The 26,821-nt window shown below is 73.8% G+C and carries 24 protein-coding genes; 14 read left to right on the plus strand and 10 right to left on the minus strand.

What is annotated here, in order from left to right; all coding sequences use genetic code 11:
- Window positions 1–48 precede the first annotated feature (48 nt).
- Window positions 49–468: a DUF485 domain-containing protein gene (locus tag BX266_RS24495; RefSeq protein ID WP_099903142.1), complete on the plus strand. Its 420-nt coding sequence runs from the start codon at window positions 49–51 to the stop codon at window positions 466–468.
- Window positions 465–2,069: a cation acetate symporter gene (locus BX266_RS24500; protein ID WP_099903144.1), complete on the plus strand. Its 1,605-nt coding sequence runs from the start codon at window positions 465–467 to the stop codon at window positions 2,067–2,069. Before BX266_RS24495 ends, BX266_RS24500 begins: the two co-directional genes overlap by 4 nt.
- Window positions 2,070–2,078: 9 nt before the next feature.
- On the opposite strand, the gene BX266_RS24505 is transcribed toward BX266_RS24500, so the two are convergent.
- Together BX266_RS24505 and BX266_RS24510 are read right to left on the minus strand one after the other, a co-directional pair.
- A complete protein-coding gene (locus BX266_RS24505; protein WP_099903146.1) occupies window positions 2,079–2,984 on the minus strand; it encodes a sucrase ferredoxin in 906 nt (301 codons plus the stop codon).
- Between the two features lie 37 nt (window positions 2,985–3,021).
- Window positions 3,022–3,621 carry a TetR/AcrR family transcriptional regulator gene (locus tag BX266_RS24510; protein ID WP_099903148.1) on the minus strand — a complete coding sequence of 200 codons (600 nt, stop codon included), beginning with the start codon at window positions 3,619–3,621 and terminating at the stop codon, window positions 3,022–3,024.
- Between the two features lie 90 nt (window positions 3,622–3,711).
- Between BX266_RS24510 and BX266_RS24515 the strand changes: the two genes are divergently transcribed.
- Entirely contained in the window at window positions 3,712–4,536 is an 825-nt protein-coding gene (locus BX266_RS24515; RefSeq protein WP_099903150.1) for an MBL fold metallo-hydrolase, read from the plus strand.
- A 53-nt stretch (window positions 4,537–4,589) separates the two neighbouring features.
- On the opposite strand, the gene BX266_RS24520 is transcribed toward BX266_RS24515, so the two are convergent.
- On the minus strand, window positions 4,590–7,037 hold the full coding sequence (locus BX266_RS24520; RefSeq protein ID WP_099903152.1) for a DNA topoisomerase (ATP-hydrolyzing) subunit A: 2,448 nt from the start codon (window positions 7,035–7,037) through the stop codon (window positions 4,590–4,592).
- A gap of 229 nt (window positions 7,038–7,266) precedes the next feature.
- On the opposite strand from BX266_RS24520, the gene BX266_RS24525 reads away from it, so the two are divergent.
- The 3 genes from BX266_RS24525 to BX266_RS24535 all read left to right on the plus strand — a co-directional run bounded on the left by BX266_RS24525 (window position 7,267) and on the right by BX266_RS24535 (window position 11,503).
- On the plus strand, window positions 7,267–8,595 hold the full coding sequence (locus tag BX266_RS24525; RefSeq protein WP_099903154.1) for a pitrilysin family protein: 1,329 nt from the start codon (window positions 7,267–7,269) through the stop codon (window positions 8,593–8,595).
- A gap of 17 nt (window positions 8,596–8,612) precedes the next feature.
- Complete coding sequence (locus BX266_RS24530) at window positions 8,613–9,980, plus strand: pitrilysin family protein (protein WP_099908267.1); 1,368 nt, start codon at window positions 8,613–8,615, stop codon at window positions 9,978–9,980.
- Window positions 9,981–10,309: 329 nt separating this feature from the next.
- Entirely contained in the window at window positions 10,310–11,503 is a 1,194-nt protein-coding gene (locus tag BX266_RS24535) for an RtcB family protein (RefSeq protein WP_099903156.1), read from the plus strand.
- Between the two features lie 7 nt (window positions 11,504–11,510).
- Here the strand turns inward: BX266_RS24535 and BX266_RS24540 are convergent, their stop codons facing one another.
- The 3 genes from BX266_RS24540 to BX266_RS24550 all read right to left on the minus strand — a co-directional run bounded on the left by BX266_RS24540 (window position 11,511) and on the right by BX266_RS24550 (window position 12,861).
- Window positions 11,511–11,825, minus strand: coding sequence for a branched-chain amino acid transporter permease (locus BX266_RS24540; protein WP_218969264.1), 315 nt, complete (start codon window positions 11,823–11,825; stop codon window positions 11,511–11,513).
- A complete protein-coding gene (locus tag BX266_RS24545) occupies window positions 11,818–12,501 on the minus strand; it encodes an AzlC family ABC transporter permease (protein ID WP_259464834.1) in 684 nt (227 codons plus the stop codon). The genes BX266_RS24540 and BX266_RS24545 overlap by 8 nt, the downstream gene beginning before the upstream one ends.
- 81 nt (window positions 12,502–12,582) lie before the next feature.
- Window positions 12,583–12,861 (minus strand): HPr family phosphocarrier protein, encoded by a 279-nt coding sequence (locus BX266_RS24550; protein WP_099903158.1) that lies wholly within the window; start codon window positions 12,859–12,861, stop codon window positions 12,583–12,585.
- Window positions 12,862–13,016: 155 nt separating this feature from the next.
- On the opposite strand from BX266_RS24550, the gene BX266_RS24555 reads away from it, so the two are divergent.
- The 5 genes from BX266_RS24555 to BX266_RS24575 all read left to right on the plus strand — a co-directional run bounded on the left by BX266_RS24555 (window position 13,017) and on the right by BX266_RS24575 (window position 19,278).
- A complete protein-coding gene (locus BX266_RS24555; protein WP_099903160.1) occupies window positions 13,017–15,791 on the plus strand; it encodes a GNAT family N-acetyltransferase in 2,775 nt (924 codons plus the stop codon).
- A gap of 109 nt (window positions 15,792–15,900) precedes the next feature.
- Window positions 15,901–16,485: a DUF5998 family protein gene (locus BX266_RS24560; RefSeq protein ID WP_099903162.1), complete on the plus strand. Its 585-nt coding sequence runs from the start codon at window positions 15,901–15,903 to the stop codon at window positions 16,483–16,485.
- A gap of 7 nt (window positions 16,486–16,492) precedes the next feature.
- The gene (locus BX266_RS24565) at window positions 16,493–17,653 is read left to right on the plus strand and encodes an alkaline phosphatase family protein (protein ID WP_099903164.1); all 1,161 of its coding nucleotides are present in this window, start codon (window positions 16,493–16,495) and stop codon (window positions 17,651–17,653) included.
- 60 nt (window positions 17,654–17,713) lie between these two features.
- Window positions 17,714–18,361 (plus strand): thymidine kinase, encoded by a 648-nt coding sequence (locus tag BX266_RS24570; protein ID WP_099903166.1) that lies wholly within the window; start codon window positions 17,714–17,716, stop codon window positions 18,359–18,361.
- Window positions 18,362–18,441: 80 nt separating this feature from the next.
- Window positions 18,442–19,278 carry a sulfurtransferase gene (locus BX266_RS24575; RefSeq protein WP_099903168.1) on the plus strand — a complete coding sequence of 279 codons (837 nt, stop codon included), beginning with the start codon at window positions 18,442–18,444 and terminating at the stop codon, window positions 19,276–19,278.
- Between the two features lie 72 nt (window positions 19,279–19,350).
- On the opposite strand, the gene sepH is transcribed toward BX266_RS24575, so the two are convergent.
- The gene (gene sepH / locus BX266_RS24580) at window positions 19,351–20,454 is read right to left on the minus strand and encodes a septation protein SepH (RefSeq protein ID WP_099903171.1); all 1,104 of its coding nucleotides are present in this window, start codon (window positions 20,452–20,454) and stop codon (window positions 19,351–19,353) included.
- A gap of 437 nt (window positions 20,455–20,891) precedes the next feature.
- On the opposite strand from sepH, the gene BX266_RS24585 reads away from it, so the two are divergent.
- Entirely contained in the window at window positions 20,892–21,674 is a 783-nt protein-coding gene (locus tag BX266_RS24585) for a hypothetical protein (RefSeq protein WP_143686987.1), read from the plus strand.
- A gap of 7 nt (window positions 21,675–21,681) precedes the next feature.
- Here the strand turns inward: BX266_RS24585 and BX266_RS24590 are convergent, their stop codons facing one another.
- Together BX266_RS24590 and BX266_RS24595 are read right to left on the minus strand one after the other, a co-directional pair.
- Window positions 21,682–22,983: a D-arabinono-1,4-lactone oxidase gene (locus BX266_RS24590; protein ID WP_099903175.1), complete on the minus strand. Its 1,302-nt coding sequence runs from the start codon at window positions 22,981–22,983 to the stop codon at window positions 21,682–21,684.
- Between the two features lie 112 nt (window positions 22,984–23,095).
- Entirely contained in the window at window positions 23,096–24,343 is a 1,248-nt protein-coding gene (locus BX266_RS24595; protein ID WP_099903177.1) for an MFS transporter, read from the minus strand.
- 206 nt (window positions 24,344–24,549) lie between these two features.
- Between BX266_RS24595 and BX266_RS24600 the strand changes: the two genes are divergently transcribed.
- On the plus strand, window positions 24,550–25,689 hold the full coding sequence (locus BX266_RS24600; protein ID WP_099903179.1) for a ferrochelatase: 1,140 nt from the start codon (window positions 24,550–24,552) through the stop codon (window positions 25,687–25,689).
- 20 nt (window positions 25,690–25,709) lie between these two features.
- Window positions 25,710–26,510 carry an inositol monophosphatase family protein gene (locus BX266_RS24605; RefSeq protein ID WP_099903181.1) on the plus strand — a complete coding sequence of 267 codons (801 nt, stop codon included), beginning with the start codon at window positions 25,710–25,712 and terminating at the stop codon, window positions 26,508–26,510.
- 79 nt (window positions 26,511–26,589) lie between these two features.
- Here the strand turns inward: BX266_RS24605 and BX266_RS24610 are convergent, their stop codons facing one another.
- On the minus strand, window positions 26,590–26,775 hold the full coding sequence (locus tag BX266_RS24610) for a hypothetical protein (RefSeq protein WP_099903183.1): 186 nt from the start codon (window positions 26,773–26,775) through the stop codon (window positions 26,590–26,592).
- Window positions 26,776–26,821 lie beyond the last annotated feature (46 nt).

A 26,821-nucleotide genomic window follows, 5' to 3' on the forward strand; every position in this document is an offset into this window, starting at 1 on the left:
GCTCCATCATGGTTCGGTCGGAGTGACCGGAATGATGGGGTGTCGGCAGTGGCACAGCAGCAGAGAGTCGACTGGTGGGCCGCGGCCTCCCGGCCCCGACTGGTGGCGCAGCGGCGGCGGATCGCGGAGCCGCCGGTCCCGCCGGTGGAGCGGGCCGGGCGCGAGGTGTACCGGAGCGTCCAGGAGAGCGACGCGTTCCAGGACATCCGGCGCGGCTACCGCTCGTTCGTGTTCCCGGCCAGCGCCGGGTTCCTGGCCTGGTACCTGCTGTTCGTGGTGGCCCAGGCGTTCGCGCCCGAGCTGATGCGGCGCCAGATCGCCGGACCGCTCAACCTGGCCTGGCTGCTCGGCCTCGGCCAGTTCGTCTCCACCTTCCTGCTCACCTGGCTCTACGCCCGCAACGCCCGCACCAAGCGCGACCGAGCAGCCCTCGAACTGCGCTGGGACACCCAGGACCAACTGCGATGACCCCACACCCCAGCCACGGCCTCGCGGTGGCGCTGTTCGCCGTCGTCGTCGCGGTCACCCTGACCATCACCGTCTGGGTCGGCCGCCGCGGCCACGCCGCCGAGGACTTCTACGCCGGCGGCCGCGACTTCTCGCCGCTGCAGAACGGCTTCGCCCTGTCGGGCGACTACCTGTCGGCCGCCTCCTTCCTCGGCGTCACCGGCCTGATCGCGCTGTACGGCTACGACGGCGTGCTCTACAGCATCGGCTTCCTGGTCGCCTGGCTGGTCGTGCTGATGCTGGTCTCCGAACTGGTCCGCAACGCCGGCCGCTACACCCTGGCCGACGTGCTGGCGCTGCGGATGCGCCAGCGCCCCGTGCGGGCCGCGGCCGGTCTGGCGTCGATGGTCGTCACCCTGATGTACCTGATCGCGCAGATGGTCGGCGCGGGCAGCCTGGTCGCCCTGCTGCTCGGCACCGACAGCGGCGCCGCCAAGGGCTGGACCATCGTCGGCGTCGGCGGCCTGATGATCGTCTACGTCACCGTCGGCGGCATGCGCGCCACCACCTGGATCCAGATCGTCAAGGCCTTCCTGCTGGTGGCCGGTTCGGTGCTGCTGACGGTGCTCGTGCTGGCCCGCTTCCACGGCGACCTGGGCGCGCTGATGCACTCCGCCGCGCAGCACAGCGGCGTCGGCGACCGGTACCTGCAGCCCGGCCTCAAGTACGGGGCCAGCACCACCAGTCGACTGGACTTCGTCAGCCTCGGCCTGGCCCTGGTGCTCGGCACCGCCGGCCTGCCGCACATCCTCAGCCGGTTCTACACCGTGCCCACCGCGCGGGCCGCCCGGCGCTCCACGATGTGGGCGATCGGCCTGATCGGCTGCTTCTACCTGATGGCCATCGTGCTCGGCCTCGGGGCCGGCGCGCTGGTCGGCGCGAAGGCCGTCAAGGCCGCCAACTCCGCCGGCAACACGGCCGTTCCGCTGCTGGCCCTGGACCTCGGGGGCGGCCCCGACTCCACCTGGGGCCTGCTGCTGTTCGCGGTGATCTCCGCGATCGCCTTCGCCACCATCCTCGCCGTGGTCGCCGGCCTGACGCTGGCCTCCTCCGCGGCCTTCGCCCACGACCTCTACGCGAGGGCCTGGCGGCGGCCCGAGAAGCGGCAGGTCTCCGAGCGCGAGGAGGTCATCGCGGCGCGGATCTCCGCCGTCGTCATCGGCGGACTCGCCGTCGTGCTCAGCCTGTTCGCGCAGAAGCTGAACGTCGCCTTCCTGGTCGGCCTGGCCTTCGCGGTGGCCGCCTCGGCGAACCTGCCGACGCTGCTGTACTCGCTGTTCTGGAAGCGCTTCACCACGCGCGGCGCGGTCTGGTCGGTGTACGGCGGGCTGATCCCCGCGGTGGTGCTGGTGCTCTTCTCGCCGGTCGTCTCGGGTTCGAGGACGGCGGTCTTCCCCGGCCTGGACTTCCACTGGTTCCCGCTGGAGAACCCGGGGCTGGTCTCCATCCCGCTCGGCTTCCTGGCCGGGTGGCTGGGGACGGTGCTGGGCAGGGAGACCGCCGACGAGGACGGCTTCGCCGAACTGGAGGTCCGTGCGCTCACCGGAGCCGGAGCGGCGTAGCGCGGCCCCTCAGGGGGCGAGGGCGGTCAGGGAGACGACGTCCATCCGGGACGGGGTGCCCGGGGCCTTGCCGCAGCTCTCGGGGCGGGGCGGTTCGGCGGCGCTCTCGACCACGGTGGCCCGCCAGCGGCGGCCGTCGGTGTGGTGGACGTCGACCAGCCAGTGGTCGCCGGCGCGGGTCTGATGCATGGTCAGGGCGTCGGCGGCCGTCTCGGCGGTGAGGTCGCGGACGGCGTGCTCCGCGGCCTGGGCGGGGCGGGGCCAGTAGGAGCGGCCGCGGGAGTGCCCGGGGACGGTGTGGCCGGCGGCGGTGGCGGCGAGGACGTCCTTGGCGGACTCGGCGGTGAGGCGGCCGTACGCGTAGCCGTGCGGGAGCACCAGCATGGTGGGGGAGAAGCGGTGGCCGCCGAGGTGGGTGACCTCCCAGACCTCGCTGTGGCCGGCGGCGGCGAGGTCGGCGGCGAGCGGCCGGCCGAGCAGCGCGCAGCAGCGGTCGCGGCGGCCGTTGGTGCACACCAGGGCGATCGGGTCGCCGACGTGCTCGGTGCCGAAGGAGCCGTGCCGGCCCGCGCCGAGGGCGGCGAAGTCGAGGTCGAGCAGGGCGGCCGGGGAGTCGAGGTGGGCCCGGCGGACCCACGGGTCCCCGGGGGCGGTGTGGGCGATCAGCACCTCGTGGCGGGCGGCGGTGTCGGTGTCGGCGTGCCGTCCGGGGCGGCGGATCAGGGCGATCCGGACGCCGGTGCCCTCGGCGGCCCGGTCGAGGGCGGCGCCGAGTTCGGGGTCGAGGTGGCTGCCGGTGAGCGCCTTCGCGCCCCAGGGGCCGGGCTGTTCGAGCAACAGCCAGGTGGTGGCGGTGGCCGCGGTGGCGGCCAGCGGCTCGGTCAGTTCGCGCGACAGCGTCGTACAGGTGCTCACCGGGCCCACCCTAGTTGGGTCGGGGCCCGGCGGGGCGTCAGGCGGTGGCGAGCAGGCGCCGGACGGCGCGGCCGGCCCGGTCGGCGGCGTGCGGGTCGTGCCGGAGCTGGATCGACTGGTCGGCGGCCAGGGCGATGCCGCGCAGTTCGAAGAGCAGCTGGTCGAGGTCGGCGCCGGGGCTCAACCCGCCCGCGGCCAGGCCCGCTTCGAGCTCGCCGAGGACGAAGGCGTCCCAGCGGTCGAGGGCCTCGCGGACCCGGTCGCGGACCGCTCCGGGCCGGGCGTCGAACTCGGCGGCGACCGCGGTGAGGAAGCAGCCGGTGTGTCCGTCGGCGGTCATGTAGGCGAACCAGGCGTCGTGGGCGCGGATCAGCCGGTCGGGTCCGGGGCGGGCGCCGGCCAGCGGGGCGAGGACGGTGGCGCGGAAGCGGGTCACGGCTTCGTCGACGACCGCCAGGTGGAGTTCCTCCTTGGTGCCGAACGGGCCGATCACGCCGGCCTTGCTCATGCCCAGGTCGTCGGCGAGGACCCCGATGGTGACGCCCTCCAGGCCGTGGGCGACGGCCAGGGCGAGGGTGCGGTCGAGGATCCGGGCGCGGGTGGCGGCGGCTTCGGCGACGGACTTGCGCGGGCTCATCCGGCGAGCATAACCTGACGACCGTTCGCTATTAACGATCGGTCGTTCGCTATAGCCTTGCGCGGACGGCCCTGCCCCGGGGGAGGGGACATGCGGATCCACCATCTCAACTGCGGTTCACTGCGCACCATCGAGCACCAGGGCGAGCAGCGGCCGGCGGTCTGCCACTGCCTGCTGCTGGAGACCGACCGCGACGGACTGGTGCTGGTCGACACCGGCCTGGGCACCGCCGACGTCACCGGCCCGGACCGCACCCTGAGCGCCGAGTTCCGGGGCCGCGCCCAACCCGTGCTCGACCTGGCCGAGACGGCGCTGCACCAGGTCCGGGCGCTCGGCCACCACCCGCGGGACGTCCGGCACATCCTGCTCACCCACCTGGACCTCGACCACGCCGGCGGCCTGCCCGACTTCCCCGACGCCGAGGTGCACCTGCTGGAGGCCGAGCAGCGGGCCGCGCTCGGCGCACCCGGCCCGCACCCGGAGGACCGCAGCCGCTACCGGCCCGCGCACTGGGCGCACCGTCCCGCCTGGGCGGTCCACCAACGGGCCGACGGCGAGCCCTGGTTCGGCTTCGACGCCGTCCGCCCGCTGCCGGGGCTGGCCGAAGACTTGGCGATCGTCCCGCTCGGCGGGCACTCCGCCGGGCACGCCGCGGTCGCCGTCCGCGACGCCGGGCGCGAGCGTTGGCTGCTGCACTGCGGCGACGCGTACTACTTCCACCGCGAGATCGACCCGGACCGCCCGGCCGGCCACCCGGGCATGGACGTGCTGCAGCAGCTCACCGAGGTGGACCGGCCGCTGCGGCTGGGCAACCACGCCCGGCTGCGCGAGCTGGTGCGCGAACACGGCGGGCAGGTGGTGCCGTTCAGCTCGCACGACCCGTGGGAGTACGCCCGGCTGACGGCCGAACAGTGACGGAAGGGGGGCGCCCGGAACGGGCGCCCCCCTTCAGCACGGTCGGCCGGCCGTCACATCCGGGTGCCGACCGCGGCGATCCGGGTCGGCACCGGGGTGCCGGAGCCGTCGCGCCGCGGGTCGCGCTCCGGCAGGGTGACCGGCTGGCCGTTCGCGGCCGCGCCGAGCGCGGGCAGCGAACCGGCCCAGGCGAAGGCCAGGCTGTCCTCGCCGCGCAGGAAGCGCTGGCAGCGGACGCCGCCGGTGGCCCGGCCCTTGCGCGGGTACTGGTCGAACGGGGTGAGCTTCCAGCTGGTCTGCTCCGCGCCGGCCAGCGTGCCCGAGGCGGCCGCCACCGAGAGGACCACCGCGTCCTCGGCCGGGTCGACGGCGGTGAAGCTGAGCACCCGGGCGCCGTCGGCGAGCTTGATGCCCGCCATGCCGCCGGCCGGCCGGCCCTGCGGGCGGACCTGGCCCGCCTGGTAGCGCAGCAACTGGGCGTCCGAGGTGAGGAAGACCAGGTCCTCCTCGCCGGTGCGCAGCTCGACCGCGCCGATCACGGCGTCGCCGTCCTTGAGCGCGATCACCTCGAACTCGTCCTTGTTGGCGGGCCATTCGGGCACCACCCGCTTGACCACGCCCTGCACGGTGCCGAGCGCCAGGCCCGGCGAGGACTCGTCCAGCGTGGTCAGCGCGAGGGCCTTCTCGTCGCCGTCCAGGCGGAGGAACTCGGAGACCGCGGCGCCGCCGGACAGCGCCGTGGTGCCCGGGGGCAGCGCGGGCAGGTCGATCACCGGCAGGCGCAGCACCCGGCCGGCCGAGGTGACCACGCCGATGTCGCCGCGCGCGGTGGCCGGGACGGCGGAGACCAGCACGTCGTGCTTGGCGCGGGCCGGCTCGCCGGCGGCGGGCTCCAGGTCGAAGGTGCGGGCGAGCAGGCCGGTGGAGGAGAGCAGCACCCGGCACGGGTCGTCGGCGACCTCCAGCGGGACCGCGAGCGCGGCGGCGGGGGCGGACCCGGCCTCCAGCAGCACGGTGCGCCGCTCGGTGCCGAACTGCTTGGCGACGGCGCCGAGTTCGGAGGAGACCACGGAGCGCAGCCTGCTGTCGGACTCCAGGATCTCGGTCAGCTCGGCGATCTCCTTGAGCAGCTTGGCCTGCTCGGTCTCCAGCTCCACCCGGTCGAAGCGGGTGAGCCGGCGCAGCGGGGTGTCGAGGATGTACGCCGTCTGCGTCTCGGAGATGCCGAAGCGCTCCATCAGACGGTCCTTGGCCTGGCCCGCGTTGTCGCTGCTGCGGATGATCGCGATGACCTCGTCGATGTCGACCAGCGCGATCAGCAGGCCCTCGACCAGGTGCAGCCGCTCCTGGCGCTTGCGGCGGCGGAAGTCGCTGCGCCGCTTGACCACCGTGAAGCGGTGGTCGACGTAGACCTCCAGCAGCTCCTTCAGGCCCAGCGTCAGCGGCTGGCCGTCGACCAGCGCCACGTTGTTGATGCCGAAGGTCTCCTCCATCGGCGTCAGCTTGTACAGCTGCTCCAGCAGCGCCTCGGGGACGAAGCCGTTCTTCACCTCGATGACCAGCCGCAGGCCGTGCTCGCGGTCGGTGAGGTCCTTGACGTCGGCGATGCCCTGCAGCTTCTTCGCGTTGACCAGGTCCTTGATCTTCGCGATCACCTTCTCCGGGCCGACCGAGTACGGCAGTTCGGTGACCACGATGCCCTTGCGGCGGGCCGTCACGTCCTCGATCGAGGTGGTGGCGCGGATCTTGAAGGTGCCACGGCCGGACTCGTACGCGTCCCGGATGCCGGACAGGCCGACGATCCGACCGCCGGTGGGCAGGTCAGGACCGGGGACGAACCGCATCAGGGTGTCGAGGTCCGCGGTCGGATGCTTGATCAGGTGCCGGGCGGCGGCGACCACTTCGGACAGGTTGTGCGGCGGCATGTTGGTGGCCATGCCGACCGCGATGCCGGTGGCGCCGTTGACCAGCAGGTTCGGGAACGCCGAGGGGAGCACCTGCGGCTCCTGCTCGGAGCCGTCGTAGTTCGGGCCGAAGTCGACGGTGTCCTCGTGGATCGACTCCACCATCGACATCGAGGCGGCGGTCAGCCGGGACTCGGTGTAGCGCATCGCGGCCGGCGGGTCGTCGTTGCCGAGCGAGCCGAAGTTGCCGTGGCCGTCGATCAGCGGCAGCCGCATCGAGAACGGCTGCGCCAGGCGGACCACGGCGTCGTAGATCGAGGCGTCGCCGTGCGGGTGCAGACGGCCCATCACCTCGCCGACCAGGCGCGCGCACTTGACGTGGCCGCGGTCCGGGCGCAGGCCCATCTCGTTGGCCTGGTAGAGGATCCGGCGGTGCACCGGCTTCATGCCGTCGCGGGCGTCGGGAAGTGCCCGGGAGTAGATCACCGAGTAGGCGTACTCCAGGAACGAGCCCTGCATCTCGTCCACGACATCGACATCGAGGATGCGCTCCTCGAAGTCACCGGGCGGCGGGGTGGGCGAACTGCGGCGGGCCATCGCTGCGGGGCTCCCTTGCGGTACATGGGGGGTGGGCGGACGCGGGCGTGAACGCCCCCCATTGTGGACCCTCGGTGGGACACCCCCCGTCACCCGGGCCGCTTCCGCCGCTGGCGAACGCGTCCCGGGTGCGGACACCTGACGGCGGCGCCGGGCGTTGCACCACAATGGGGGACGTCACACGCCCCCGGCCCGGACACTCCGGAACCGACGACGGGAAGGACCCCGCATGGCCAACCCCGCGCCCGCAAGCGGCCTCGCCATCACCGAACACCGCCTGGCCAACGGCCTGCGCGTGGTGCTCTCCGAGGACCACCTCACCCCGGTCACCGCGGTGTGCCTGTGGTACGACGTGGGCTCCCGGCACGAGGTCAAGGGGCGCACCGGGCTCGCCCACCTCTTCGAGCACCTGATGTTCCAGGGCTCGGCGAACGTCTCCAACAACGGTCACTTCGAACTGGTCCAGGGCGCCGGCGGCTCGCTCAACGGCACCACCAGCTTCGAGCGCACCAACTACTTCGAGACCATGCCCGCGCACCAGCTGGAGCTCGCGCTCTGGCTGGAGGCCGACCGGATGGGTTCGCTGCTGGCCGCCCTGGACGACACGTCCATGGAGAACCAGCGCGACGTGGTGAAGAACGAGCGCCGCCAGCGCTACGACAACGTGCCCTACGGCACCGCGTTCGAGAAGCTCACCGCGCTGTCCTTCCCCGACGGCCACCCCTACCACCACACCCCGATCGGCTCGATGGCCGACCTGGACGCCGCCACGCTGGAGGACGCCCGCGCGTTCTTCCGCACCTACTACGCGCCGAACAACGCGGTGCTGGCGATCGTCGGCGACCTCGACCCGGAGCAGACCATCGCCTGGGTGGAGAAGTACTTCGGCTCCATCCCCGCCCACGACGGCAAGCAGCCGCCGCGCGACGGCACGCTGCCCGACACCATCGGCGCCGAGGTCCGCGAGCTGATCCGCGAGGACGTCCCGTCCCGCGCGCTGATGGCCGCCTACCGCCTCCCGCACGACGGCACCCGCGAGGCGGACGCCGCCGACCTGGCGCTGACCATCCTCGGCAGCGGCGAATCGTCCCGCCTGTACAACCGGCTGGTGCGCCGCGACCGGACCGCCGTCGCGGCCGGGTTCGGCCTGCTGCGGCTGGCCGGCGCGCCCTCGCTCGGCTGGCTGGACGTCAAGGCCGGGGCGGGCGCCACCCTGGAGACGATCGAGGCCGCCGTCGACGAGGAGCTCGCCCGGTTCGCCGCCGAGGGCCCGACCGCCGAGGAACTGGAGCGCGCCCAGGCCCAGATCGAGCGCGAGTGGCTGGACCGGCTCACCACGGTGGCCGGCCGCGCCGACGAACTCTGCCGGTTCGCCGTGCTGTTCGGCGACCCCAAGCTGCTGGGCAGCGCCCTGTCGAAGGTCCTCGACGTCACCGCCGAGGAGGTCAAGGCCGTCGCCGCCGCCCGCCTGCGCCCCGACAACCGGGCGGTGCTGGTGTACGAGCCGACCACCGACGACAGCGACGACAGCGACCAGAACGAGGAGGCGGCGGCGTGAGCGAGTACACCCCCGCGATGGACTTCCACCCGCAGCCGCAGCCCGGAACCCCCAGCCCGTGGGCGTTCCCGGCCCCCGAACGGCTGACCCTGGGCAACGGCCTGACGGTGCTCCACAGCCACCGGCCCGGCCAGCAGCTGGTCGCCGTCGACATGGTGCTGGACGCGCCGCTGGCCGCCGAGCCCGAGGGCCTGGACGGCGTCGCCTCGATCCTGTCCCGGGCGCTGTCCGAGGGCACCGACACGCTCACCGCGGAGGAGTTCGCGGGCGAGCTGGAGCGGGCCGGCGCCACCCTGGACACGCACGCCGACCACCCGGCGATCCGGGTCTCGCTGGAGGTCCCGGCCTCCCGCCTGGAGCGCGGCCTGACCCTGCTCGGCGACGCGCTGCGGGTGCCCGCGCTGCCCGAGGAGGAGATCGAGCGGCTGGTCGCCAACCGGCTGGACGAGATCGTCCACGAGCAGGCCAACCCGGCCCGCCGGGCCGCGAAGGCGCTGTACGCCGCGCTGTTCGCCGCGGACGACCGGCTGTCCCGGCCGCGCTCCGGCTCCACCGACACGGTGAAGCGGATCGACCGGGACGCGGTGAAGGCGTTCTACGACGCCCACCTGCGCCCGTCCACCGCCACCGCCGTGGTGGTCGGCGACCTGACCGGCATCGACCTGGCCGCGCTGCTGGAGTCCACCCTCGGCCGGTGGACCGGCGAGACCCGCGAGCCCTCGGTGCACGGCCCGGTGGCCGGCGACGACACCGGCCGGGTGATCATCGTGGACCGCCCGGGCTCGGTGCAGACCCAGCTGCTGATCGGCCGGATCGGCCCCGACCGGCACGACCCCGCGTGGGCCGCGCAGGTGCTCGGCACCTACTGCCTGGGCGGCACCCTCACCTCCCGGCTGGACCGGGTACTGCGCGAGGAGAAGGGCTACACCTACGGCGTCCGGGCGTTCGCCCAGCCGCTGCGCTCGGCCGCCGACGGCTCCGGCCGCGGGCTGCTGGCGATCAGCGGCTCGGTCGACACCGAGTCCACCGCGCCCGCGCTGCAGGACACCTGGACCATCCTGCGCACGCTGGCCGCGGAGGGCCTGACCGACGGGGAGCGCGAGGAGGCCGTGCAGTTCCTGGTCGGCGTCGCCCCGCTGAAGTTCGAGACGGCGGGCTCGGTCGCCGCCACCCTGGCCGACCAGGTCGAGCAGTACCTGCCGGACACCTACCAGGCCGAGTTCTACCGGAAGCTGGCCGAGCTCGACACCGAGGCCGCCACCCGCGCCGTGGTCGCCGCCTTCCCGCCGGACCGCCTGGTCACCGTGCTGGTCGGCGACGCCTCGGTGATCGCCGAGCCGGTCAAGGCGCTCGGCATCGGGGACGTCACGGTCATCGCCAACTGAGCCGACCGGCCACTCCCGCCGGGGGTCTGACGGAGCGTCCGCTCCGCCGGGCCCCCGGCGTCTTAATGCCTTGCGCGGCGTCGGAGCCGCGTGGGTAGATATCCCCCGACAGCGCGAGAGGCGCGCGGTCGCCACGCACGCGGAAGGAGGCGGTCACCATGCGGGTCGAGCCACGACGACGCTCCCCGAGACTGCCCCTGCGCTGTGCCTGCACCGCCTGAGCGGGCTGTTCTCCCAGCCGTCGCGCCGTACCCCCATGCTTCCCCGCCGCCGCACCGGGCGTCTTCGTGCGGCACCATGAAATCAGCGACCCAGGAGGTCGAACACCCATGTCGTACACCGAGGTACCCGGCGTCCGCGTTCCGATCCGGATGTGGACCGACCCCGCCACCGTCGAGGGCCAGGCCCTGCAGCAGCTGCGCAACATCAGCACCCTGCCCTGGCTGCACGGCCTCGCCGTGATGCCGGACGTCCACCTGGGCAAGGGCGCGACGGTCGGCTCCGTGATCGCCATGAAGGGCGCGGTCTGCCCGGCCGCGGTCGGCGTGGACATCGGCTGCGGAATGACGGCCGTGAAGTCCTCGCTCACCGCGAAGGACCTGCCCGACGACCTGTCGCACCTGCGGCACCGGATCGAGCGGGCCATTCCGGTCGGCCGCGGCCTGCACGGCGAGCCGGTCGACCCGGGCAAGCTGCACGGGCAGTCCACCGCCGGCTGGAACGACTTCTGGCAGCGCTTCGACGCCATCGCGCCCGAGGTGCGCTGGCGGCGCGAGCGGGCCGCCCAGCAGATGGCCACGCTCGGCTCCGGCAACCACTTCATCGAGCTCTGCCTGGACGACGACGGCGCGGTCTGGCTGATGCTGCACTCCGGCTCGCGGAACATCGGCAAGGAACTCGCCGAGCACCACATGTCGATCGCCCAGTCCCTGCCGCACAACCAGGGCCTGATCGACCGTGACCTCGCGGTCTTCGTCGCCGACACCCCGCAGATGGCGGCCTACCGCTCCGACCTGTTCTGGGCGCAGGAGTACGCCAAGCACAACCGGGCGCTGATGATGGCCCTGTTCCAGGACGCGGTCCGCCGCGAACTGCCCAAGGCCCGGGCCACCTTCGGCGAGATGATCTCCTGCCACCACAACTACGTGGCGGAGGAGCGCTACGACGGCGTCGACCTGCTCGTCACCCGCAAGGGCGCGATCCGGGCCGGCTCCGGCGAGTTCGGCATCATCCCCGGCTCGATGGGCACCGGTTCGTACATCGTGAAGGGCCTCGGCAACGCCGCCTCGTTCAACTCGGCCTCGCACGGCGCGGGCCGCAAGATGAGTCGGACGGCGGCCAAGAAGCGCTTCACCACCAGGGACCTGGTCGAGCAGACCGCGGGCGTGGAGTGCCGCAAGGACTCCGGCGTGGTCGACGAGATCCCCGGCGCGTACAAGCCGATCGAGAAGGTCATCGCCCAGCAGCGGGACCTGGTCGAGGTGGTGGCGCACCTCAAGCAGGTGATCTGCGTCAAGGGCTGACGCCCGGTCAGGTCAGCTGCAGGGCCAGCACGTAGACCGCTGTCCCGGCCACGATCGACAGCAGGGCGTTGCGACGCCACAGGTGCAGGCCCACGGTCGCCGCCAGTCCGGCGGCGGCCGGGCCTGCCGTGTCGAGCTGCAGGTCGCGCAGCGTGTAGACGGTCAGGATCACCATCACGCCGGTCGGCATGGTGGCGGCCAGGAACCGCAGCAGGCCCGACTCGCGGAAGCGGCCGAGCAGCACGAACGGCGCCGCGCGCAGCAGCACCGTCACCGCGAACATCGCCAGCAGGCCGGCCAGGACGTACCGCCAGTCAGGCACGACGCCTCCTCGCCAGGTAACGGGCGGTCAGCGCCAGGACGTACAGCCCCAGCGCCACCACCAGCAACTGTCCCTCCGCCACGACCAGCGCGACGAGGGCGCACAGCAGGGCGAGCACCGGACCGGGGACGTCCCGGGTGGCGCGCCAGCCGTCGACGGCGAGCACCGCGAACAGCGCGGTCAGGGCGAAGTCCAGCCCGCGCACCGTCCCCGGCAGGGCCGCCCCGAGCAGGCCGCCGGTGACGCCGCCGAGCACCCAGTAGGCCTGGCAGAAGACCTGGATCGCCACGATCCGACGGCCCGTCAGGCCGGGGCGGGCGGCGGCCAGGGCGTACGCCTCGTCGGTCAGCGCGTAGACGCTGTAGGCGCGGGCGGCCCGGCCGCGGACCTGGTGGAGCGGGAAGGACAGCCCGTAGAAGACGTGGCGGAAGTTCACCAGGAAGGTGGTGACGGCGACCGAGGCGAGCGGGGTGAGCGCCAGGAACAGGCCGATCGCCAGGAATTCCAGCGAGCCCGCGTAGATCAGCAGCGAGAAGACCGGGGCCCACCACCAGTCGAAGCCGCTCTGCACCAGCAGCACCCCGAAGGCCACGCCCAGCGGGAACAGGCCCAGCCCGACGCCGAGGGTGTCCGTGGCCGCGGCCCGTATGTCGACGTCCCGTTCAGTGGTCAGCACCCGAGGACGGTACCCCCCGGTGGCCGTGCACGAACAGGGGCCCCGGGGGAGACCCCCGGAGCCCCCGGACCGGGCCGCGCCTCAGGCGGCGGGCAGCTCGTCGAGGCCCTCCTGGACCAGCTTGGCGACGCGGTCGAGCGCCGACTCGGCGCCGTCGGCGTCGGCGGCCAGGACCACCGTGTCGCCGCCCTCGGCGCCGAGCGCGAGCAGGCCGAGCATGGAGCCGGCGTTGACCGGGTTGCCGCCCTCCTTGGCGATGGTCATCGGGACGCCCGTGGAGGTGACGGCCTTGACGAAGATGGACGCCGGACGGGCGTGCAGGCCCTCGGCCCAACCGATGGTGACGCGGCGCTCAGCCATGATGAGGTGCCTTTCAGGTGGTGCAGGGTGGTGCAGGGTTGTCTAGACCAGTGTCGCACGTCGGCGGGCCCGGAGCCCGGTGGCGCGGCACGGCCAGCCTGCCGTGCCCGGCACGCCTGGCGCCATCAGGCTCGCCGACGACTACCCTGACGACCGTGGAGCACGAGCGCGCACAGGTGGACAACGGCTATCCGCAGCACTGGGAGGCCGACGTCCTGCTGCGGGACGGCGGCACGGCCCGGATCCGGCCGATCACCGCGCAGGACGCGGACCGGCTGGTGGAGTTCTACGAGCAGGTCTCCGACCGGTCGAAGTACTTCCGCTTCTTCGCCCCGTACCCGCAGCTGTCCGACAAGGACGTCCGCCGGTTCACCCAGCACGACTACGTGAACCGGGTCGGACTGGCCCTGGTGGTCCGGGACCGGTTCATCGCCACCGTCCGCTACGACCGGACCGACAAGGACGGCCTGCCGTCCACCACCGGTACCGACGCCGAGGTGGCGTTCCTGGTGCAGGACGCCCACCAGGGGCGGGGCATCGCCTCCGCGCTGCTGGAGCACATCGCCGCGGTCGCCCAGGAACGCGGGATCCGCCGCTTCACCGCCGAGGTGCTGCCGGAGAACCGCAAGATGGTGAAGGTCTTCACCGACGCCGGCTACACCCAGCGGCGCAGCTTCGCGGACGGCGTGGTGCACCTCGAGTTCGACCTGGAGCCCACCGCCGCCTCGCTCGCCGTCATGCGGGCCCGCGAGCACCGCGCCGAAGCCCGCTCCGTGCAGCGGCTGCTGACGCCCCGTTCGGTCGCCGTGGTCGGCGTCTCGCGCAACCCGCAGTCGGTCGGCCGGGCCCTGCTGCGCGACGTCCAGGCCGGCTTCGACGGGCCGGTGTACGCGGTGAACCGCACCGCCGACCCGGGCACCGTGCTGGACGGGGCGCCCACCCACCGCTCGGTGCTGGACATCCCCGGCCCGGTCGACCTGGCCGTGATCGCGGTCCCCGAGCCCGCCGTCCCCGCCGTGGTCGCCGAGTGCGGGGCGCACGGCGTACAGGGCCTGGTGGTGGTCACCGCCGGGTACGCGGAGACCGGGCCGGACGGGCGGGACCGGCAGCGCGCGCTGGTCCGGCAGGCCCGGGCGGCCGGGATGCGGGTGATCGGGCCGAACGCCTTCGGACTGATCAACACCGACCCCGGGCACCGGCTCAACGCCTCGCTCGCCCCGGTGCTGCCCGAACGCGGCCGGTTCGGCGTGTTCTGCCAGTCCGGCGCGATCGGCGTCGCCCTGCTGGAGGCCGCCCACCGGCGCGGCACCGGCATCTCCTCCTTCGCCTCGGTCGGCAACCGGGCCGACGTCTCCGGCAACGACCTGCTCCAGTACTGGGAGGAGGACGACGCCACCGACGTGGTGCTGCTCTACTTCGAGTCCTTCGGCAATCCGCGCAAGTTCACCCGGATCGCCCGCCGGCTCGCCGCCGCCAAGCCCGTCGTGGTGCTCAAGGGCGCCCGGCACACCGGCAGCCTGCCGCCCGGCCACGCCGTCCAGCCCGCCGCCACCCGGCTGCGCGACAGCACCGTGGACGCCCTGTTCCAGCAGGCCGGCGTGATCCGGGTGGACACCATCACCGAACTCTTCGACACCGGCGAACTGCTGGCCGGCCAGCCGCTGCCGGCCGGCGGCCGGGTCGCCGTGGTCGGCAACTCCGACTCGCTCGGCCTGCTCACCTACGACACCTGCCTGAGCGCCGGCCTGCGCCCCCGCACCCCCGTCGACCTGACCACCGGCGCCGGCGGGGACAACTTCCGGATCGCCCTGGACACCGCGCTCAGCGACCCCGGCGTGGACGCGGTGATCGCCGTCGCCATCCCGCCGATCGGCGTGCACGGCCCCGACCCCGCGCCCGAACTGCTGGACGACGACCCGGAGATCGCCCGGGCCCTGCTGGACGCCGCCGACCGCGGCCGGGTCCTCGGCAAGCCGCTGCTGCTCGCCCACCTCGCCCTGCCCGGCCTGGTCGCCCGGCTGCGCGCCGGGGGAGTGCCCGCCTACCCGGCTCCCGAGCGCGCCGTGCACGCCCTCGCCGACGCCGTCCGCTACGCGAAGTGGCGCCGCCGCAACGCCGAGGCCGAGGAGACCGCCCGGGTCCCCGAACTGGAAGGCGTCGACGAGACCGCCGCCCGGGCCCTGGTCGAACGCGCCCTGACCAGCCGCGAGGCGGTCGCCGCCCGGCTGCAGGCCGGCGGCGCCCGGGTCACCCTGCCCGACGCCGAGGCCGCCGAACTGCTCGCCCGGTACGGCATCCCGGTCAGCCCGACACTGGCCGCCCCGGACGAGGGCAGCGCCGTCAAGGCGGCCGCCACGCTCGGCTACCCCGTCGCCCTGAAGGCCACCGCCGAGCACCTGCGGCACCGCCCCGACCTGGGCAGCGTCCGGCTCGACCTGACCGGCGAGGCCGAGCTGCGCCGCGCCCACCGCGAGCTGGACGCCCTGCTCGGCGGCGCCGAGCAGGCCCGGCTGGTGGTGCAGCGGCTCGCCCCGCGCGGCGTGGACACCGTGATCGGCGCGGCCGTGGACCCCGCCGTCGGCACCATCCTGTCCTTCGGCCTGGCCGGCGCCCCCGCCGAACTGCTCGGCGACCTGGCGCACCGCCTGGTCCCCGCCACCGACCGGGACGTCGCCGAGCTGATCCGCGAAGTCCGGGCCGCCCCGCTGCTGTTCGGCTGGCGCGGCGCCGAGGCGGTGGACACCGGGGCCCTGGAGGAGCTGCTGCTGCGGGTCTCCAGCCTGGTCGACGACCTGCCCGAGGTGGCCTCCGTCGACCTGGAGCCCGTGGTGGTCGCCCCGCACGGCCTCACCGTGCTCGGCGCCCGGGTGCGGATCGCCCCGCTGCCGGTCCGCACCGATCTGGGACCGCGCGCCATGAGCACGCTGTAACCTTGCGTGGTTGCCCGCTCGGCCGGACCGGGTGACCTCCGGTCCGGAAGGCCGGGAGACCCGGCGCAGTGCCACCCGCCGGAGCGGCGGGACATGCCAGGATGGAGATATGGCGAAGACCGGAACCACCACGCAGGACCTGCGGTCCGCGATCGAGCGCAGCGGCTACTACCCGGCGCTGGTCTCCGAGGCGGTGGAGTCGGCGGTGGGCCCCGAGCCGATCACCTCGTACCTGGTGCACCAGGAGACCACCTTCGACGCGAACGAGGTGCGCCGGCACGTCACCGTGCTGGTGCTCACCCCGTCCCGGTTCGTGGTCAGCCACACCGACGAGCAGAACGCCGACGCGGCCACCCCCGTCCCGTACGCCACCACCTCCACCGAGACGGTCCGGCTGGACCGGATCAACTCCGTGGTGATCAGCCGCATGGTCGCCAACCCCGAGACGTACACCCCCGGCACCCCGCCGCGCGAGGTCGTCCTGACCATCGGCTGGGGCGCGGTGCAGCGCCTCGACCTGGAGCCGGCCGGCTGCTCCGACCCGAACTGCGAGGCCGACCACGGCTACACCGGCTCCGCCACGGCCGACGACCTGTCGCTGCGGGTCAGCGAGGCCGGCGACGGACCGGAGACGGTCGCCCAGGCGCTGGTGTTCGCCCGGGCGCTGTCCGAGGCGACCGTGGCCAACGGCTGAGCCGTCGATGCACCACGGCTACGACTCCTACGAGCTGCTCGACCCCGCGGACGCCCCGGCGCCGCGCTACGGCAGCGGCGCCCTGTCCGACCTGCTGCCCACGCTGGCGGCCGGCCTCGGCGTGCCCGGGTTCCGGGGCGCGCTGCCGCTGGAGCCCGCCGACCGGGTCTGCGTGTTCCTGGTCGACGGCCTCGGCTGGGAACTGATCCGCCGTCACCCCGACTGGGCGCCGTTCCTCACCTCGCTGGTCGCCGCCGGCTCCCCGATCACCGCCGGCTTCCCGTCCACCACCGCCACCTCGCTGGCCTCGGTCGGCACCGGCCTGCCGCCCGGGCAGCACGGCCTGGCCGGGTACACGGTGGCGATCCCCGGCAGCGGGCAGCTGATGAACCAGCTGCGCTGGCAGCCGCCGGTGGACCCGCGCAGCTGGCAGCCCTACCCGACGGTCTTCGAGCTGGCGCACCGGGCGGGCGTGGCGACCGCGCAGGTCTCCTCCCCGCTGTTCGCGACCACCCCGCTCACCCAGGTCGCGCTCTCCGGCGGCAGCTTCCTCGGCCGCACCACCGGCGAGGAGCGGATGGACCGGGCCGCCGCCTGGCTGGCCGAGCACGACCGCGCCCTGGTGTACACCTACCTGAGCGAACTCGATGCCGCGGGGCACCGGTTCGGCGTCGACTCCGACGAGTGGCGGCTCACCCTGTCCACCATCGACCGGCTGGCCCGCCGTCTGGCGGAGCAGCTCCCGCCGCGCTCGGCGCTGTACATCACCGCGGACCACGGCATGATCGACGTCGCCCCGGAGAACCGGATCGACTTCGACGAGGACTGGGAGCTGTCCGCCGGCGTCGCCCTGCTCGGCGGCGAGGGCCGGGCCCGCCACGTGTACGCCCACCCCGGCGCGGCCGGCGACGTGTACGCGGTGTGGAGCGAGGTGCTGGGCGAGCAGATGTGGGTCGCCACCCGTGAACAGGCCATCGCCGCAGGCTGGTTCGGCCCGGAGGTGGACGAGCGGGTGTACAGCCGGATCGGCGACGTGGTGGCCGCCGCGCACGACGACATCGCGATCATCGCCACCCGCAACGAGCCCGGCGAGTCCCAGATGGTCGGCCTGCACGGCTCGATGACCCCCGTCGAACAGCTCGTCCCGCTGCTCGAGGTCCGCGGCTGAGCCGCCGCCGGCGCGACCGCCCCGTCAACCACCCACGCCCGAAAGGCTGAAGCTCCACCCATGGCTGAACTGGTGTTCTTCTCGGGCACGATGGACTGCGGCAAGTCGACGCTGGCCCTCCAGATGGACCACAACCACACCGCCCGCGGCCGCCAGGGCATCATCTTCACCCGCCACGACCGGGCCGGCGCCGCCACCATCTCCAGCCGGCTCGGCCTGCGCGCCGACGCGGTCGAGGTGGGCGAGGAGTTCGACTTCCAGGCCTACGTGGTCCAGCTGATGTCGTCGGGCGGCAAGGTCGACTACCTGATCTGCGACGAAGCGCAGTTCTTCTCCGCCCGCCAGATCGACCAACTCGCGCGCATCGTCGACGAGTTGGGCATCGATGTGTTCACCTTCGGGATCACCACCGACTTCCGCACCAAGCTCTTCCCCGGCTCGCAGCGGCTGATCGAACTCGCCGACCGGGTCGAGGTGCTGCAGGTCGAGGCGCTCTGCTGGTGCGGCGCCCGGGCCACCCACAACGCCCGCACCGTCGGCGGCGTGATGGTGGTCGAGGGCGCCCAGGTGGTGGTCGGCGACGTCGCCGTCAAGGAGGACGAGATCGGCTACGAGGTGCTCTGCCGCCGCCACCACCGGCGCCGCCTCACCGCCGCGACCTCCCGGGCCGCGGTGCTCTCCCCGGACGTCCTCCCCTTCGAGGGCTGACGACCCGCCAGGATGTTGCGCCAGGTGACGCGATCCGCGGGGCCGCCCCGGACCCGCCGCCCGCGCGCAACAATGGCGGCATGACCTCGTCGCCCCTGATCACCGTCGCCGAACTCGCCGCCGCGCTCGGCTCCGACCGGCCGCCCGTGCTGCTCGACATCCGCTGGGCCCTCGGCGGCCCGCCCGGTGCGGACGAGTACGCCAAGGGCCACCTGCCCGGCGCGCACTACCTCGACCTCGACCACGAACTCGCCGACCCGCCCGGCCCCGCGGGCCGCCACCCGCTGCCCGACCCCGAGCGCCTGGCCACCGCCCTGCGCCGGGCCGGGGTCGGCGCGGACCGGCCCGTGGTCGCCTACGACGCCGGTCCTGCGCTGTCCGCCGCCCGCGCCTGGTGGCTGCTGCGCTGGGCCGGCCACCCCGAGGTCCGGGTGCTGGACGGCGGACTCGCCGCCTGGCAGGCCGCCGGCCACCCGCTCACCACCGACACCCCCGCCGCCGGGGAAGGCGACTTCAAGGTCGACCCCGGCCACCTGCCCACCGTCGACGCCGCCGGGGCCGCCACCCTCGCCCGCACCGGCCTGCTGCTCGACGCCCGCGCGGGCGAGCGCTACCGCGGCGAGACCGAACCCGTCGACCCCCGGGCCGGCCACATCCCCGGCGCCGCCTCGGCCCCCACCACCGAGAACCTCGCCGCCGACGGCCGCTTCCTCCCCGCGAGCGCCCTGACGGCCCGCTTCGCCGCCCTCGGCGTCACCGACCCCGCCCGCACCGCCGTCTACTGCGGCTCCGGCGTCACGGCCGCCCACCAGGTGCTGGCCCTCGAAGTCGCCGGCCACCCGGGCGTCGCGCTCTACCCGGGCTCCTGGAGCGAGTGGTCCGCGAACCCGGCCAACCCGGCCGCGACCGGCGCCTAGCCACAGCGGAACGGGGCCCTGGGGAGGATCCCCAAGGCCCCGGAACGGCTGCGCGGCGCGCGCCGGCTCGGACTACTCCGGCTTCTTGCGGCGGGAGCCGAAGACGATCTCGTCCCAGCTCGGCACCGTGGCCCGCCGCCCGGGGCGGACGCCGTCCGCCTCGGCCTGACGGTCCGTCGTGCCGACCAGGCGGTCGCGGTGCGGCGAGACCGAACGCGGCATCAGGATGTCCGCGTAGGCCGAACCGGCGCCGACGCTCGCCGCAGGGGCGCTCGCGGCGGTCTCCTCGATCTCCTCGGGCTCCTCGGTGACCGTGGTCTCCACGCTCGGGCCGACCGGGGTGAGGTCACCGCGGTAGGACGGGACGACGTCCAGCAGGCTGGTGAGCGAGTCCCGTTCGGGCGCGGCGGCCACCGCCTCGCGCACCTCCCGGGCCTCGCGGACCTCCCGCGCCTCCCGGACCTGCATGATGCGGTCGGCGGACGGCCGCTCGATCATCGGGCGGGCCGGACGGTCCTGGGGGAGCCGGGCGATCCGCGGGATGAACGGGAAGACCGAGTCCTCCTCGCGCTCGACGTTCTCGCCGATCAGCGCGCGGGCCTCGTCGTCGTTGGGCTGCACCAGCCGCCGCGGCGGGTCGTAGGACCAGGCGGCGCGCCGGGTCTCGCCCTCGGCGCGGTAGACGAGGATGACCTCCCAGGTGCCGTCGTCGCGGCGCCAGGAGTCCCAGCGTTCGGTGTCCTTCTCGGCGCCGCGCAGCGCCAGTCGCTCGGCCACGGCCTCGCCGAGCTGCGGACCGGTGGACTCGCCGTGCCGGCGGATCGCCGTCTTGCGGGCCCGCTCGGCCATGAACGCGCGCTCCGCCAGCACCGGACCCTCGAAGCGGCGGACCCGGTCCACCGAGATCCCGGCGGCCTGGGCGACCTCCTCGGCGGAGGCACCGGCTCGTATCCGCGCCTGGATGTCACGGGGGCGGAGGTGGCTCTCCACCTCGATCTCGATCTGGCCGAGACGCGGTCGGTCACCCCGGACGGCGGCCCGCAGCCGCTCGTCGATCGGAAGGGTGTACTCCGTGCTGTCGGCAGCCTTGAGCACCAGCCGTGTGCCGTCGTTGCTGACGGCCACGACGCGCAGTTCGGGCACGGTTACCTCCCGGGTGGTGCCTGCCGACGTCACCTGCGTCGCTGCTCCCGTACTGAGTGTGGCCTGCCCGCTGGCGAGTGGCCACAACCTTGCAGAGTTACCCGGCGTGTCGGGCTTTCACCCGGGCGCGCCGCTGTGGCACGGTTGCCTGTTTGCCACGTCGACGGTCGACATCGCACCCGGGCGCCCGGGCCGCCGTCTGACGGGTCGTCGACAGTGGGACCGAAGGCTCAGGCTCCACGAACAGTACTCCATTCGTGGCATCCAGCGGGGCGGCTCGCCGCTCAAGTCTCCCGCGAATCATCGGAATCTCAAGAGTCGGCACCCCATTGACCGGGCGTCGATCAGCGGACGGTGATCATCTTCACATATCTCGACCGGCAGCAACCGGATTTTCGACCCTTGTGTCCTTCTTTGGGCAAGATGGAGAGACTTGTTCGAAATTCCGACACGCCGACCGAGGGACAGTGATGCCGCAGCAGAGGGAGCAGTTCGCGCACGGAGCGGCGGAGGCGGCGGAGAAGCGGGAACGCAGACGGCTTGATCTGACGGTCGCTCAGGTGGCGGCGAGCGCTCTCGCGGCGGTGGCCGGAGCAGTCCTCGCCTCGGAACTCGGAGTGTACGGAACGATACTCGGTGCGGCCGTCGTCTCGGTGGGGGCGACCATCGGAAGCGCGCTCTTCCAGCACCTGTTCAAACGGACCGGGGAACAACTGCGCAGCGCGGTGGAACGCGGCCCCGAATCGACTCCGCCGACGCACCCCAGGCCCGCCCCGCCGAACGGAATCAGCCAGGACTGGAACGCGCCGCGGGTACTGCGGGCGAAACGCCGCTGGACCTGGAAGTCCCGCACGGCGGCCGCGGCCCTGGTGTTCGCGTTGGCGATGGCGCCGATCGTCGTGGTGGAACTCGCCGCCGGGAAGCCGCTGCACGACATCACCACCGGTCAGGACGGCGACGGCACCTCGTTCAACCCGTCCCGGCCGTCCGGCGACCGGCAGCCGCAGGCCCCGGCCGGGACGCCGGGCCACGGGCCGTCCGACCCGCCGTCGAGCTCCACCTCGCCGTCGCCGTCGCCGTCGTCCTCGGCCTCCGCCACACCGTCGCCGGAGGGCAAGCCGTCGCCGGAGGGCACGCCCGAGCCGTCCGCCTCCCCGGAGCCGACGCCGGGCGGCGGCACGCCCTCCGCCGCGGCGACCGGCGACCCGGCCGCGCAGGACGCGCTGCCCGGCCGGTCGGCGAGCGCCGGCTGACGGCGGGTCAGGCGCCCAGCACCCGGCGCAGGTAGTCGTTGGCGAACCGGCGCTCCGGGTCGACCTTGTCGCGCAGCGCCGTGAAGTCGCCGAAGTGCGGGTACACCGAGGACAGGTACTCGGCGTCCCGGGTGTGCAGCTTGCCCCAGTGCGGACGGCCCTGATGGGCCGTCATCAGCTTCTCCACCTCGGTGAAGTAGCCCGTCTCGCGGGTGCCCCGGTACAGGTGGACGGCGATGTACACGCTGTCCCGGCCGCTCGCGGTGGACAGCCACAGGTCGTCCGCCGGGGCCACCCGCACCTCCACCGGGAAGCTGATCCGCCAGTCCGAACGCTCCACCAGCGCCTTCAGCTCGCGCAGCACGGTGGTGGCCGCCTCGCGCGGCACCGCGTACTCCATCTCGATGAACCGCACCTTGCGCGGGCTGGTGTACACCTTGTAGGGCTGGTCGGTGAACCGGCGCTCCGACCAGGCCCTGCTGGCGAGCTGGGCGATCGTCGGGATCGCCGCCGGGAACGCCCGGCCGACCTGACAGGCGCCCTCCCAGACGGTGTTGGAGAGGAAGTCGTCGTCCAGCCAGGCCTTGAACTTCGGCAGCGGCTCGGCCGGGCCCTGGCTGCGGTTGTTCCGCTTGGTGGAGCAACGGTCGGTGTGCGGGAACCAGTAGAACTCGAAGTGCTCGTTGACGGCCGTCAGGTCGTCGAAGTCGCGGAGCACCTCCTCGAAGTCCATCGGCTTCTCGTGCGCCGTCAGCAGGAACATCGGCTCCACCGCGAAGGTCAGCGCGCTCACCACGCCGAGCGCGCCCAGGCCGAGGCGCGCGCCCTGGAACAGCTCCGGGTTCTCGGTCGCCGAGCAGGTCTGCACCGAGCCGTCGGCGAGGACGATCTCCACCGCCTCGATCTGCGCCGCCAGCGACCCGGAGTCCCGGCCGGTGCCGTGCGTGCCGGTGCTGGTGGCGCCCGCCACCGTCTGCACCTCGATGTCGCCCATGTTGGTCAGGGACAGGTCGGCCGCCGCCAGCAGCCGGTTCAGCCGGCTCAGCGGCAGGCCCGACTCGACGGTGACGGTGCCCGCCTCCCGGTCCACCTCCCGCACTGCGGTCAGGTTGTCCGGACGCACCATGACCGCGTCCCCGGCGGCCGCGATCGCGGTGAACGAGTGCCCCGAGCCGACCGCCTTCACCGTCCGCCCGGCCTCCCCGGCGTCCCGGACCACCGCCGCCAGTTCCTCGACCGACCCCGGCGCCACCACCTGCGCGGGACGCGCGCTCTGGTTCCCCGCCCAGTTCCGCCAGACCTCGGTCATCTCCAGAGCCTCCCGCTCGCGCGCGCCTACCTTCCGGTTCTACCGGTGGGTACGGGGAGCGTAGTCAGAACGAACCCACAGGTCCATGCCCAACGGGCAGCGGATCGGCGGCCTACGAGCCGACCGGCTCCGGTGCGGGTGTCCGTTCGGCGACGGCCAGTTGGTGCCGCAGCCGGGGGAGGCCGAGGTACCCGGCGAGGGCGCCCGCGGTCGCGGCGGCGACCGGGACCCAGTAGCCGTTCGCCGCGCCGCTCGCGTCGACCACCAGGCCGGCCGCCGAGGAGCCGACCGCGACGCCGAGCGCCATGCCGGTGGTGGTCCAGGTCATGCCCTCGGTGAGCTGGGCCGCCGGGACCAGGCGCTCGACCAGGGCCATGGCGGTGATCAGGGTCGGCGAGATGGCCAGGCCGGAGAGGAACAGCGCCACGCCGGCGCCGACCAGCGCCGCGCCGCCGTGCAGCAGCTTCGCGGCCAGGATCAGCGGGACCATCCCGGCGGCCATCACCGAGACGCCGATCAGGAAGCGGCGGGCCATCGACCCGGTCAGCTTCAGGGTGCCGAACACCGCGCCGGCCAGGCAGGACCCGAGGGCGTACACGGCCAGCACCGGACCGGACGCGCCGGTGTGGCCCTGCGCCTTGGCGAACGCGACGGTGACCACCTCGACCGAGCCGAACACGCCGCCGGTGGCGACCAGGGTCAGCACCAGGATCTGCAGCCCCCTGTTGCCGATCACCGAGCCCCCGGCGTGCCTGGCCGCCGGATGGACCGGGGGCTCGGTGCGCCGCTGCGCGGTGAACAGCAGGATGCCGACCACCAGGAACAGCCCGGCGGCGAGCACCCCGGACTCCGGGAAGACGGTGGTGGCCAGCGCCACCGCGAGGATCGGCCCGACGATGAAGCAGACCTCGTCGGCGACCGCCTCGAAGGAGTACGCGGTGTGCAGCTTGGGCGGCTCGTCCCGGTACAGGTGCGCCCAGCGGGCCCGCACCATCGACCCGGTGGAGGGCATCGCGCCCATCCCGGCGGCCAGCACGAACAGCGTCCAGTCCGGCGCGCCGGCCCGGGCGCCGAGCAGCAGGCCGGCCGCGGCCAGCACGGTGACCAGGGTGGCGGGCAGGGCGACCCGGCGCTGGCCGTGCCGGTCGACCAGCCGGGAGATCCACGGCCCGAGCACGGCGGCCGAGACGGCCAGCGTGGCGGAGAGCGCGCTGCCGAGCCAGAAGGTGCCCTTCATCTGGGAGAGCATCGTGACGATGCCGATCCCGGTCATCGAGATCGGCAGCCGGGCGATCAGCCCGGAGGAGGAGAAGGCCAGAGAGCCGGGGGCGGCGAATATCTGGCGGTAGCTGGACAGCACGGGGTGGCTCCGTCGGGTGGGGGTAATGCACAACTATCGCTTACACAGCTTACGAACCATGATCGATCGTCCGCACCCGGGATGACCCGGTCAACCCGGTCAATCCGAGTCAACCCGGGCAACCCGGGCGGGTCGACCGAACCGGACACCGGCCGGACCGCAGGCCGTGCACCGGCCGGACCGCCACGGGTGGCAGGATCGGAGCCATGCCCGAGACGCGCACTGCCACCACCGACCCCGCGCCGTACGACGCGTTGCTGCTGCTGTCCTTCGGCGGGCCGGAGGGCCCCGAGGACGTGGTGCCCTTCCTGGAGAACGTGACCAGGGGACGCGGCATCCCCAAGGAACGGCTGGCCGAGGTCGGCAAGCACTACTTCCTGTTCGGCGGGGTCAGCCCGATCAACGAGCAGAACCGCGAGCTGCTGGCCGCGCTGCGCAAGGACTTCGCCGACCACGGCCTCGACCTGCCGGTCCACTGGGGCAACCGGAACTGGGCCCCGTACCTGGTGGACACCCTGCGGGAGATGGCCGACGAGGGTCACCGCCGGGTGCTGGTGCTGGCCACCAGCGCCTACGCCGGATACTCGGGCTGCCGCCAGTACCGGGAGAACCTGGCCGACGCGCTCGCCCAGCTGGCCGCGGAGGGCCGGCCCGAGCTGACCGTCGACAAGCTGCGGCACTTCTACAACCACCCCGGGTTCATCCGGCCGATGATCGACGCCACCCTCGCCGCCCTGGCCGAACTCCCGGACGAGGTGCGGGACCACGCCCGCCTGGCGTTCACCACCCACTCCATCCCCACCGCGATGGCGGAGACCTCGGGGGCCCCCGACGACCCGGCCCGCGGCACCCCGGGCGGCGCGTACGTCGCGCAGCACCTGGAGGTGGCCGGGCTGATCGCCGCCGCGGTCGCCGAGCGGACCGGCGTCGCCGACCGGCCCTGGGAGCTGGTGTACCAGAGCCGGTCCGGCGCCCCGCACATCCCGTGGCTGGAACCGGACATCTGCGATCACCTGGAGGCCCAGCGCGCGGACGGCGCGGAGGCGGTGGTGATGGTGCCGATCGGCTTCGTCTCCGACCACATGGAGGTCAAGTACGACCTGGACACCGAGGCGGTGGCGAAGGCCGCCGAGCTCGGCCTGCCGGTCGCCAGGGCCGCCACCGTCGGCGCCGACCCGCGGTTCGCCGCCGCCGTCCGCGAGCTGGTCCTGGAACGGGCGGCCGCCGGGCGCGGCGAGCCGGTGTCCCGGTGCGCCCTCGGCACGTCCGGGCCCAGCCACGACGTGTGCGCCACCGCCTGCTGCCCCAACCCGCGCGCCCCGCGCCCCGCCGCCGCCGAAGCCTGAGACCCGGAGGATCGAGACCCGTGACCGACGACCTGCTGCAGGACCTGCTCGCCACCGCCGTCGAGGCCGCCACCCGGGCCGGTGAGCTGCTGCGCGACGGCCGGCCCGCGGACCTCGGGGTGGCCGCCACCAAGAGCAGCCCGGTGGACGTGGTGACCGAGATGGACCTGGCCTCCGAGAAGCTGGTGCTGGAGCTGATCTCGGCCCGCCGCCCGGACGACGGCTACCTCGGCGAGGAGGGCGCCGACCGGCCCGGCACCAGCGGGGTGCGCTGGGTGGTCGACCCGCTCGACGGCACCGTCAACTACCTTTACGGGCTTCCCTCCTGGGCCGTCAGCGTGGCCGCCGAGCTGGACGGCGAGGCGGTCGTCGGCGTGGTCTGCGTGCCCGCCCGGGGCGAGCTGTTCCAGGCGGTGCGCGGCGGCGGCGCGTACCTGGACGGCCGGCGGATCGCCGTCCGCCCGGCCCCGGCCTGGGGGCAGGCGCTGGTGGCGACCGGCTTCGGCTACCTGCGCGAGCGGCGGGTGCACCAGGCCGAGGTGCTGCACGCGCTGATGGGCGAGGTACGGGACATCCGGCGGGCCGGCGCGGCCGCCGTCGACCTGTGCGACCTGGCCGCCGGTCGGTTCGACGGCTACTTCGAGCGCGGCCTCGCCCCCTGGGACCGGGCCGCCGGCCTGCTGATCGCCCGCGAGGCCGGCGCTCTCACCGGCTCCCGCCCCGGCCTGCCCGCGGACGGCGAGCTGACCGTCGCCGCCCCGCCCGGCGTGTTCGAGCCGCTGCAGGCCCGGCTGGAGGAGCTCGGCGCCTGGCACGACTGAGCCCCCGACCGGCCCGCGGACAGCGAAAAGCCCCGGCACGAGGATCCGTGCCAGGGCTCGCCGGTGCGGGGAAGGGGAATCAGGCGGCGGAGCGGTGGGTGCCGAGGACCGGGTCCACGCCGTGTTCGGTGGCGAGGCGCTGGAGGTCCTCCAGCTCGGACTGCTCGACCTCGGCCAGGAACTCGTCCCCGGACTCGATCGCGCGGTTCAGATCCTGCTCGGCGTTCTTGATCCGCTGAAGGATTCCGGTGGTGAAGGCGTCCATACGGGCCCCCTTTGCTGTGTCGGACGGGCACGGTCCGAGCGACCCC

Origin of the sequence: Streptomyces sp. TLI_171 (assembly GCF_003610255.1) — a bacterium.
Taxonomy (GTDB): Bacteria; Actinomycetota; Actinomycetes; order Streptomycetales; family Streptomycetaceae; genus Kitasatospora.

Excerpts from the sequence above, each read along its gene's own strand:
- BX266_RS24585 (WP_143686987.1), top strand. The coding sequence starts at position 20,892 with ATGCCGCAGCAGAGGGAGCAGTTCGCGCACGGAGCGGCGGAGGCGGCG.
- BX266_RS24520 (WP_099903152.1), bottom strand. The coding sequence starts at position 7,037 with ATGGCCCGCCGCAGTTCGCCCACCCCGCCGCCCGGTGACTTCGAGGAG.
- BX266_RS24515 (WP_099903150.1), top strand. The coding sequence starts at position 3,712 with ATGCGGATCCACCATCTCAACTGCGGTTCACTGCGCACCATCGAGCAC.
- BX266_RS24565 (WP_099903164.1), top strand. The coding sequence starts at position 16,493 with ATGCACCACGGCTACGACTCCTACGAGCTGCTCGACCCCGCGGACGCC.
- BX266_RS24535 (WP_099903156.1), top strand. The coding sequence starts at position 10,310 with ATGTCGTACACCGAGGTACCCGGCGTCCGCGTTCCGATCCGGATGTGG.
- BX266_RS24600 (WP_099903179.1), top strand. The coding sequence starts at position 24,550 with ATGCCCGAGACGCGCACTGCCACCACCGACCCCGCGCCGTACGACGCG.
- BX266_RS24610 (WP_099903183.1), bottom strand. The coding sequence starts at position 26,775 with ATGGACGCCTTCACCACCGGAATCCTTCAGCGGATCAAGAACGCCGAG.
- BX266_RS24530 (WP_099908267.1), top strand. The coding sequence starts at position 8,613 with ATGGACTTCCACCCGCAGCCGCAGCCCGGAACCCCCAGCCCGTGGGCG.
- BX266_RS24550 (WP_099903158.1), bottom strand. The coding sequence starts at position 12,861 with ATGGCTGAGCGCCGCGTCACCATCGGTTGGGCCGAGGGCCTGCACGCC.
- BX266_RS24525 (WP_099903154.1), top strand. The coding sequence starts at position 7,267 with ATGGCCAACCCCGCGCCCGCAAGCGGCCTCGCCATCACCGAACACCGC.
- BX266_RS24570 (WP_099903166.1), top strand. The coding sequence starts at position 17,714 with ATGGCTGAACTGGTGTTCTTCTCGGGCACGATGGACTGCGGCAAGTCG.
- BX266_RS24590 (WP_099903175.1), bottom strand. The coding sequence starts at position 22,983 with ATGACCGAGGTCTGGCGGAACTGGGCGGGGAACCAGAGCGCGCGTCCC.
- BX266_RS24560 (WP_099903162.1), top strand. The coding sequence starts at position 15,901 with ATGGCGAAGACCGGAACCACCACGCAGGACCTGCGGTCCGCGATCGAG.
- BX266_RS24510 (WP_099903148.1), bottom strand. The coding sequence starts at position 3,621 with ATGAGCCCGCGCAAGTCCGTCGCCGAAGCCGCCGCCACCCGCGCCCGG.
- BX266_RS24500 (WP_099903144.1), top strand. The coding sequence starts at position 465 with ATGACCCCACACCCCAGCCACGGCCTCGCGGTGGCGCTGTTCGCCGTC.
- BX266_RS24575 (WP_099903168.1), top strand. The coding sequence starts at position 18,442 with ATGACCTCGTCGCCCCTGATCACCGTCGCCGAACTCGCCGCCGCGCTC.